Annotated in this window: 5 protein-coding genes and 1 pseudogene; 5 read left to right on the forward strand and 1 reads right to left on the reverse strand. The window is 63.8% G+C overall.

All coding sequences use genetic code 11. From position 1 onward, the window contains the following. Window positions 1-26 precede the first annotated feature (26 nt). From clpB to AC0L3O_RS34210, 4 genes are all read left to right on the forward strand, one after another. A complete protein-coding gene (gene clpB / locus AC0L3O_RS34195) occupies window positions 27-2633 on the forward strand; it encodes an ATP-dependent chaperone ClpB (RefSeq protein WP_128177596.1) in 2607 nt (868 codons plus the stop codon). Window positions 2634-2677: 44 nt separating this feature from the next. Beyond that, window positions 2678-3043, forward strand: a complete 366-nt coding sequence (locus tag AC0L3O_RS34200) for an MmcQ/YjbR family DNA-binding protein (protein ID WP_027153335.1) — start codon at window positions 2678-2680, stop codon at window positions 3041-3043. 251 nt (window positions 3044-3294) lie between these two features. Continuing rightward, the gene (locus AC0L3O_RS34205) at window positions 3295-4773 is read left to right on the forward strand and encodes a L,D-transpeptidase family protein (RefSeq protein WP_128169832.1); all 1479 of its coding nucleotides are present in this window, start codon (window positions 3295-3297) and stop codon (window positions 4771-4773) included. Between the two features lie 137 nt (window positions 4774-4910). Continuing rightward, window positions 4911-6461, forward strand: a complete 1551-nt coding sequence (locus tag AC0L3O_RS34210) for an MFS transporter (RefSeq protein WP_473617979.1) — start codon at window positions 4911-4913, stop codon at window positions 6459-6461. A 20-nt stretch (window positions 6462-6481) separates the two neighbouring features. Here the strand turns inward: AC0L3O_RS34210 and AC0L3O_RS34215 are convergent, their stop codons facing one another. Further along, window positions 6482-8443 carry a M23 family metallopeptidase gene (locus AC0L3O_RS34215; protein WP_023797309.1) on the reverse strand — a complete coding sequence of 654 codons (1962 nt, stop codon included), beginning with the start codon at window positions 8441-8443 and terminating at the stop codon, window positions 6482-6484. A gap of 282 nt (window positions 8444-8725) precedes the next feature. Here AC0L3O_RS34215 and AC0L3O_RS34220 point away from each other — a divergent pair. Then, window positions 8726-8906: pseudogene (locus tag AC0L3O_RS34220) on the forward strand (hypothetical protein); the annotation flags it as partial.

The following is an 8906-nucleotide window of genomic DNA, read 5'->3' on the forward strand; positions in this document are numbered from 1 at the left end:
CGGGCCGGTGACGGAAGGAGACAGATATGAACCTTGAAAAGTATTCCGAGCGCGTGCGCGGCTTCATCCAGTCGGCGCAGACCCTGGCGCTCTCGCGCAACCACCAGCAATTCACCCCCGAACATATATTGAAAGTGCTCGTCGACGACGACGAGGGCCTGGCAGCGTCGTTGATCGAGCGCGCCGGCGGCAGCGTCCGCGACGTCAAGCTGGGCGTCGAGACGGCACTTGAGGCGATGCCCAAGGTGGAAGGCGGCAACGGCCAGCTCTATCTGGCGCAACCGCTGGCCAAGGTGTTCTCGACCGCCGAGGAACTGGCAAAGAAGGCCGGCGACAGCTTCGTGACGGTCGAGCGGCTGCTGACGGCGCTGGCGGTCGAGAAATCCGCCAAGACCGCCGACATCCTGACGAAGGCCGGCGTGACGCCACAGGCGCTGAACCAGGTGATCAACGACGTCCGCAAGGGTCGCACGGCCGATTCGGCGAGCGCCGAGCAGGGCTATGATGCGCTTAAGAAGTACGCGCGCGATCTCACCGCCGACGGTCGCGCCGGCAAGCTCGACCCGGTCATCGGCCGCGACGACGAGATCCGCCGCACCATCCAGGTGCTGTCGCGCCGCACCAAGAACAATCCGGTGCTGATCGGTGAACCCGGCGTCGGCAAGACGGCGATCGCCGAAGGGCTGGCGTTGCGGATCGTCAATGGCGACGTGCCGGAATCGCTCAAGGACAAGCAGTTGATGGCGCTCGATATGGGATCGCTGATCGCCGGCGCCAAATATCGCGGCGAATTCGAGGAGCGGCTGAAGGCGGTTCTTTCGGAAGTCACCGCTGCGGCCGGCGGCATCATCCTGTTCATCGATGAGATGCACACGCTGGTCGGCGCCGGCAAGGCGGATGGCGCCATGGATGCGTCGAACCTGTTGAAACCGGCGTTGGCACGCGGCGAACTCCACTGCGTCGGGGCCACGACGCTCGACGAATACCGCAAGCATGTCGAGAAGGATGCCGCCCTTGCCCGCCGCTTCCAGCCGGTGTTCGTCAATGAGCCGACGGTGGAAGACACGGTCTCCATCCTGCGCGGCCTGAAGGAGAAATACGAGCAGCACCACAAGGTGCGCATTTCGGATTCGGCGCTGGTCGCGGCAGCGTCGCTGTCCAACCGCTACATCGCCGACCGCTTCCTTCCGGACAAGGCGATCGACCTTGTCGACGAGGCCGCGTCGCGGCTGCGGATGCAGGTCGATTCGAAGCCCGAAGCGCTGGACGAGATCGACCGCCGCATCATGCAGCTCAAGATCGAGCGTGAGGCGCTGAAGGTCGAGAAGGACGACGCGTCGAAGGACCGGCTCGCCCGGCTCGAAAAGGATCTTTCCGCCCTGGAAGAGGAATCGACCGAACTGACCTCGAAGTGGCAGGCCGAGAAGCAGAAGCTCGGGCTCGCAGCCGACCTGAAGAAACAGCTCGACGAGGCGCGCAACGAGCTCGCCATCGCCCAGCGCAAAGGTGAATTCCAGCGCGCCGGCGAGCTTGCCTATGGCAAGATTCCGGAGCTCGAAAAGAAGCTGACACAGGCCGAGGCGCAAGACGGCAAGGTCGGCATGGTCGAAGAGGTGGTCACCCCCGATCACGTCGCCCACATCGTGTCGCGCTGGACCGGCATTCCGGTCGACAAGATGCTGCAAGGCGAGCGTGACAAGCTGCTGCGCATGGAAGACGAAATCGGCAAGCGTGTCGTCGGCCAGGGCGAGGCGGTGCAGGCTGTGTCGAAAGCCGTTCGCCGTGCCCGCGCCGGCCTGCAGGATCCGAACCGGCCGATCGGTTCGTTCATGTTCCTCGGACCGACGGGCGTCGGCAAGACCGAACTGACCAAGGCGCTTGCCAGCTTCCTGTTCGACGACGAGAGCGCCATGGTGCGCATCGACATGTCGGAGTTCATGGAGAAGCACTCGGTCGCCCGGCTGATCGGCGCGCCTCCCGGCTATGTCGGCTATGAGGAGGGCGGCGCGCTGACTGAAGCGGTGCGGCGCCGCCCCTACCAGGTCGTGCTGTTCGACGAGATCGAGAAAGCGCATCCGGACGTGTTCAACGTGCTGCTGCAGGTGCTCGATGACGGCCGCCTGACCGACGGTCAGGGCCGCACGGTCGATTTCCGCAACACGCTGATCATCATGACGTCGAACCTCGGCGCCGAATATCTGGTCAGTCTCGGCGAGAACCAGGACGTCGATGTCGTCCGCGACGAGGTGATGGGAGTCGTCAGGGCGTCGTTCCGGCCGGAGTTCCTCAACCGCGTCGACGAGGTGATCCTGTTCCACCGGCTGCGCCGCCAGGATATGGGCCGCATCGTCGAGATCCAGCTCAAGCGGCTGGAAAGTCTGCTCGTCGATCGCAAGATCACGCTTTCGCTGGATCAGGAGGCGATCGACTGGCTGGCCGCCAAGGGCTACGATCCGGCCTATGGCGCGCGACCGTTGAAGCGGGTGATGCAGAAGGAACTGCAGGATCCGCTGGCGGAGAAGATCCTGCTCGGCGACATCCTCGACAGTTCGACCGTCAAGGTCACCGCTGGTTCCGACCGGTTGAACTTCCGGTCGAAGCCGACGATCGTAGCGACCGAGGCGGCGGCCTGATTTTCGAGGCCGCCGCATAATCAAAAAATTAAACGGGGGCGCAGATGACGTTGGACGACTACAACAGCTTCTGCGCCTCGCTGCCGTCGGCGACCCATGTCGTCCAGTGGGGCGGTGCTCATGTCTGGAAAGTCGGAGCCAAGGTCTTTGCGATCGGCGGTTGGAGCGATGGCAAGGAGCCGTTCGTCACCTTCAAATGCTCCGACATCGCTTATGACATCTTGAAGGAACAGCCGGGCCTTCGGCCCGCGCCCTATCTTGCCTCACGCGGCATGAAATGGATCCAGCGCCAGACAAGCCAAAGCATGGACGATGACGCGCTAAAAGACTATCTGCGCGAAAGCCACCGCCTTGTCGTGCTCAAGCTGACGAAGCAGGCGCGCAAGGAATTGGGATTCGCCGCCAGCTAGTGTTCTTGCTCCAGGCCGCCAGAAATCCGCCATCTTCATGCCCGGTTCATGTTGGAACCTTATGGTTGGCAACTGATTTGCTGGCGAAGGGTTCGCCTGCCGCAAAGGCCCGAAAATCGAATTGGATTTCGGAAAGCATGATGCGGAGTTTTTTAAGTGTTAGAGCGTCCCTGCGCGTCCGAAGGGACGCGCGGCGCTCTAAAGAGACAACGCCGGGCGGCGGCAATTACGGACCGGAGAATTTGGCCAGCATGTTCCGCACGATCTTCACCCTTTCGGCGTTCGCCGCCGGGCTGCTTTCTTCGAGTGTAATGGCCGCGCCGACGCAGGACATCGCGCCGCGATCTGCCCGCGCCGCGGATGCCCGAGCCGCGGATAGCCATGCTGTGCTGGTCGCCCAGAACGGCGATTTCGACGTCTACTACGACGCCAGAGGAAACCGCGTCATCGTCGATACGGAAACCGGCAAGGTGCTCGCCATCCAGCCGCCGCAGACCAGGTTCGATCGCCGCGCACTCCGCCGCGAGGGCTTGCGCAATCTCGGACCGGTCGAGGACGACCGCTATTATCTCGACGATCCGGAGGACACGGCGCGCTTGCGCCGCAGGCAATTGGAAGAGGAGGGCCTGATCGTCGTACCGCCGGTCGAGGAATATGATCCCTACGGCGATCCGGTAGACGCTTTTCCCGAAGCACCGCTGGATGGCGGCAACTATGGCAACAATTATCCGGAAGCGCCGCAGCCGGTAAGGCCGCGCACCGTCAAGCGCCAGCCGCTCAACGAGGCTGCGATCGAACCGGTCGAACCGACGGCGCCGGGGGACCAGGCGGCACTGCCGCCAAAGATCGACGGGAAGATTGTCGTCGATCCGTCGCTTTCACTCGGTGCACGCCAGGAGGTCGCGGCGCTGCAAGTGCTGCTCGACCGCGCCGGCGCTTCGCCCGGCGTCGTCGACGGACGCTTCGGCTCGAATGTCGACAAGGCGCTCGCCGCCTACAACGAGATCACCGGCAGCAATCTGCGGTCGACCGATGTGGTCGGCATCCAGGCGGCGCTTGAGCAATCCGGCGGCGATGCCTTCGCCTCCTACAGCATCACGCCCGAGGATGCGGCCGGCCCCTATGTCGCCTCGGTGCCGGAAGACTACGGCCAGAAGGCGCAACTCGAACGGCTGAGCTATACCTCAGTCACCGAAGCGCTGGCCGAGCGGTTCCACATGGACGAGAACTATCTGAAGGCGCTCAATCCGGAAGCCAATTTCAACCGTCCCGGCACGATCATCAAGGTCGCCAATTTCGGCAGGCTGGTGGCCACGCCGGTGGCACGCATCATCGCCGACAAGGGCAAAAAGCAGGCCCGCGCCTATGACGCGTCGGGCAAGCTGATCGCGGCCTATCCAGCCACCATCGGCTCGGCTGACACGCCTTCACCCACCGGTACGCATGCGGTGTCGCGGGTCGCTCTCGACCCGAACTACACCTACAATCCGAACATCAATTTCAAGCAGGGCGAAAACAACAAGATCCTGACCATCCCGCCGGGCCCGAACGGCCCCGTCGGCTCGGTCTGGATTGCGCTGGACAAGCCGACCTACGGCATTCACGGCACACCCGACCCCTCCAAGATCGGCAAGACCGAAAGTCATGGCTGCGTGCGGCTGACCAATTGGGACGCGCGCGAACTGGCAAAAATCGTGTCGCCGGGCGTCACGGTGGAATTCATCGACTGAGCCCTATCCCAAATCATCGCGCAGTCCTGGGTCAACCCGGGAGCAGGCTCTTTGGGCGACGTGATCCTGTTCTGGTTTCAACGACAGCAACCCTCTGGCCGGTTGTTGCCGGCGGATAGGAGGTCTAAGCAGGCTTCATGCGTTCTCCAAGCGAAGTGGGCGCCGAAGCCGTCCCCCTGGTCAGGCCGCTGCCGGCCGATACGTTCTGCCCGCAATCGCGCCGCAGGTTCGTGCTGATCGCGGCGATCCTGGCTTCCGCGCTCGGCTTCATCGACGGCTCGATCCTGGCCATCGCCACGCCGGCGATCCGCGTCGATCTTGGCGCCAGTTTCGCCGAGGCACAGTGGATTTCAAACGCCTATGCGCTGACGCTTTCGGCACTCATCCTTGTTGGCGGCGCCGCCGGCGACCGTTTTGGCCTGCGGCATGCTTTCGTGGCAGGCATCGCGCTGTTCATTGCCGCCTCGCTTGCCTGCGCGGTGGCGCCGAATCCACCAATGCTCATTGCGTTTCGCGCCATTCAGGGCATCGGTGCTGCCATCATGGTGCCAGGCAGCCTCGCCATTATCGCCAAGGCCTATCCGAAGAAGGAGCGCGGCAGGGCGATCGGCATCTGGGCGGCAGCCTCAGCGCTGACGACGGCGCTTGGCCCGGTGCTGGGCGGCGTTGTCTTGTCGGCCTTCGGCGACGGCATCTGGCGGGTGATCTTCGCGGTCAATCTGCCGCTTGGTCTTGTCTCGATCTATCTTCTGCTCGCCAAGGTCCCGGCCGACGCACCGACCGAAAAGCGCAGCCTCGATCTCGGCGGGGCTGCACTCGCCACCTTGGCGTTCGGAGCGCTTGCCTACGGCTTGACTTCGATGAGCGCAGAGGGCGAGGGGCAAATGTCCGGCCCGAGCATTGCCGCCGGCGCGGTGCTGCTCATCGTGTTCATTGTCTTCGAGCGCCGCCAGCGCGAACCGATGATCGATCTCTCGCTGTTTCGGGTCGGCGCCTTCGCCGGCGCCAATGTGGCGACCTTCTTCCTCTATTTCGCACTGTCGGCCAACCTGTTCTATCTGCCGATGCTGCTCATCGCCGGATGGGGGGTGAGCGCCGCCGAGGTCGGCTTCATCTTCCTGCCGCTGTCGGTCTTGATCGCGCTGTTGTCGGGGCCGGTCGGCCAGTGGTCCGACCGGATCGGTCCGCGTTTTCCGATCGCCAGCGGCAGTCTCGTCGTCGCTGTCGCCTTTGCCGGGCTTGCCTTGCTGGCCTATGCCGGCATCCACAGTTTTTGGTGGGGCGTGTTTCCGCTGATGGCGCTGATGGGGCTCGGCATGGCGCTGGTGGTGTCGCCGCTGTCGACGGCGGTGATGACGGCGGTCGAGGACAAGGATACCGGTGCTGCCTCGGGAATCAACAATGCCGTCTCGCGCATTGGCGGCCTGATCGCAGTGGCGGCGATGGGGTCACTGGCGGCCTGGGTCTATGCAGCCGTGCTGAACAGCGGTGCCGCATCCGGCATTCCGGGTTTCGGCGAACCGGCGCCGGATGTCGATGCAGCAAGGCTTGCCGCCAGCGACGCAGCGTTCGCAGCAGTCGCCTTGGTGACCGCGCTGCTTTGCCTGCTCTCGGCGATCGTGGCGTGGACAACTGTTTCCGGCGAGCGACTGCCATGGCCGCGTGGATCCGAGGCTCCGCAGCGCTGAGCAGCCAGGCCCAACTCGGCTCAGCCTTCGATCTTGGCGCTCGCGACCTTCAGCGAATCATTGTCTTCCTGCTTGAGCAGATCATCGATGCGCCCGCGCTCGCGCTTGAAGGCAACGAGGTCGTCGCCCTTCAGCACCTTGCCGACCGGCAGGCGAACGCGCATCGGGTCGACCTTGGTGCCGTTGACGATCAGCTCGTAGTGGAGATGCGGACCGGTGGCGAGGCCGGTCTGGCCGAGAAAGCCGATGGTCTGGCCTTGGCGGACGCGCACGCCCGGCGCGATGCCTTTGGCAAATGCGCTCTGGTGATTGTAGGAGGTCTCGTAGCCATTCGCGTGACGGAGGATGATCTGTTTGCCATAGCCGCCGGCCCAGCCGGCCTTCTCGACGACACCGTTGCCGGCGGCGATGATCGGCGTGCCGATGGCGGCTGACCAATCGACGCCGGTATGCAAGCGCACATAGCCGAGGATCGGATGCCTGCGGGCACCGAAGCCGGAGCGGAATTTTCCTGCGGGCAGGGGATTGCGCAGCAGGAATTGCTGGGCGCTGCGGCCGTCCTCGTCGAAATAGTCGGTGCTGCCGTCCTGCATCTGGAACCGGTAGAAATTACGCGTCGTGCCGCCGAAGCTCGCCGAGACATAGAGCAGCTCGGATTCGTCGGATGCCCGGTCGTCGCCATCCGGCTGCGAGAACAGCACCTCGATGCGGTCCGACGGATTGAGCCGCGACTGGAAATCGACGCCGGACGCCAGGAGCTTGATCAGCCGCTTGGTCATCGCCTTGGACATGCCGTAGGAGTAGGCGGCGCGGTAGATGCCGTCATAGACGTTCGGCAGATTGCCGCGCACCACCACCGGCGGCGAATCATCGAACGCGGTCAGCAATTCGGGATTGGGCTCCGGCTCCTGCGCCGGCACATATTGGCCGTGATCATCGAGCGCGATGGTGACGATATGCTGGGCCCTGTCGTAGATGCCGGTGCGAACGACCTTGGCGGCGTCGCCATGGATCTCGAGGCCGACCCGCAGCACGGTTCCCGCCTTGAGCGCTGTCGCATTCAGCAATTTGGCGATCGCCTCGGCCATACCGGTGGCGTCCTCGCCGGTATAGCCCGAATCGGCGAAAGCCTCGACGATGTTGCGGTCCCTGGTGAAGGGGATGATCTCCTCGGCGAAGGCCGGCGCCTGATCGTCGGGGGCAGCACGCGGCGACACCGAGACGTTTTCCGGAACGATCCTGACGTCGTAGGAGCCGGCCATGCTCTCGGCGAATGCATCGCCGAATCGCTGCGGGTCGACATAATGCAGCGAGGCGACCTGCACGGCGCCGTCGCTCAGACCCGTGCCGGCCTCGCGCACCACCTTTTCCACCTCGTCGGCGGACAAGTCACTCTTTTCGTCGAACGCTGCCGTCTCGATTGGGAAATCGACCGTTTTCAGGCTCAACTCGCTTTCGACCTTGGCGCCATAGATCTGGCCTGCGGCGGCGGTCGCCGGCTGACCGGCATTGCCGTCGCGGTCGTCGCCAAACACCTGCATCGGATTGAAAGGCGGATAGGCGCGGCTGGTCGTGTGCCCGGCGGCAAGCGCCATCTTGATCTGCACGAAAGGCATGGTGTGGATGACATCGCGGTCGCCGACCTTGGTCACCATCGGCACTTCCATGCGCCGGCGGTCCTTGGCCTTGGCGATCTGGCGCGGCGCCACCAGCCTGGTGGTCTTGGCGATCTCGCCTGAATCGTCGCCTCTCGCAAGGCTGATCAGTTCGGCGATTTCGGGCGGCGTCGCCAATTGCTGACGGCCGTCGAGGGCTGCGAACAGCGCCACACCCATCAGCACGCTCGACGTCACGCCGGTAAGAAAAGTGCCCGACAGCCAGCGCGCCGAAACCTCGCGCCGGTCGGGCGGGCCACTGCGACCGTCCGCAATCAGCGGCGGCTCGTTGCCGAGTTCGGCTATGACATTTTCCGTATCTGGCATCCAGAAAGGCTGCTTCTTCCCCGGGCGGGACGGCTTGTCGCTTTTGTTGTGGCCATGACATTTGCCTGTCACGGCGGGCGAAGTCAACGAAGCGGCTGGCTTCGGCCGAGATCCCCAGTCATACTTCTCTCTTAGTGGCTCTCTTAGTGGCTCTCTTAGTGGCTCTCTTAGTGGCTCTCTTAGTGGCTCTCTTACAGTCTCTTGTAAGGCGCCGCGCCAGTGGTGCTGCGCCAGCTTCGTTGACGTCGGTGTCAAACCGCAATGCGGCGGCAATAGGGCTCCGTGGCGGTGTTCGGCTTTGTTATTCCCATGCCGCCGCGGAAGTCGGCTACCGAAAATCGGCGCCGCAATCTTTCGTCGCAAAAAATTCAAAAAAGACCGAAATGGTTGTTGACACTTTGGATGGGCGCCGACTATATACGCCTCACCAACGAGGGCGGCGCGCCGCTGGCGACGAAGAAGT

Source organism: Mesorhizobium sp. WSM4810, from assembly GCF_055811235.1.

Coding starts and splice junctions, on each gene's coding strand:
- clpB (WP_128177596.1), top strand. CDS start 27: ATGAACCTTGAAAAGTATTCCGAGCGCGTGCGCGGCTTCATCCAGTCG.
- AC0L3O_RS34200 (WP_027153335.1), top strand. CDS start 2,678: ATGACGTTGGACGACTACAACAGCTTCTGCGCCTCGCTGCCGTCGGCG.
- AC0L3O_RS34205 (WP_128169832.1), top strand. CDS start 3,295: ATGTTCCGCACGATCTTCACCCTTTCGGCGTTCGCCGCCGGGCTGCTT.
- AC0L3O_RS34210 (WP_473617979.1), top strand. CDS start 4,911: ATGCGTTCTCCAAGCGAAGTGGGCGCCGAAGCCGTCCCCCTGGTCAGG.
- AC0L3O_RS34215 (WP_023797309.1), bottom strand. CDS start 8,443: ATGCCAGATACGGAAAATGTCATAGCCGAACTCGGCAACGAGCCGCCG.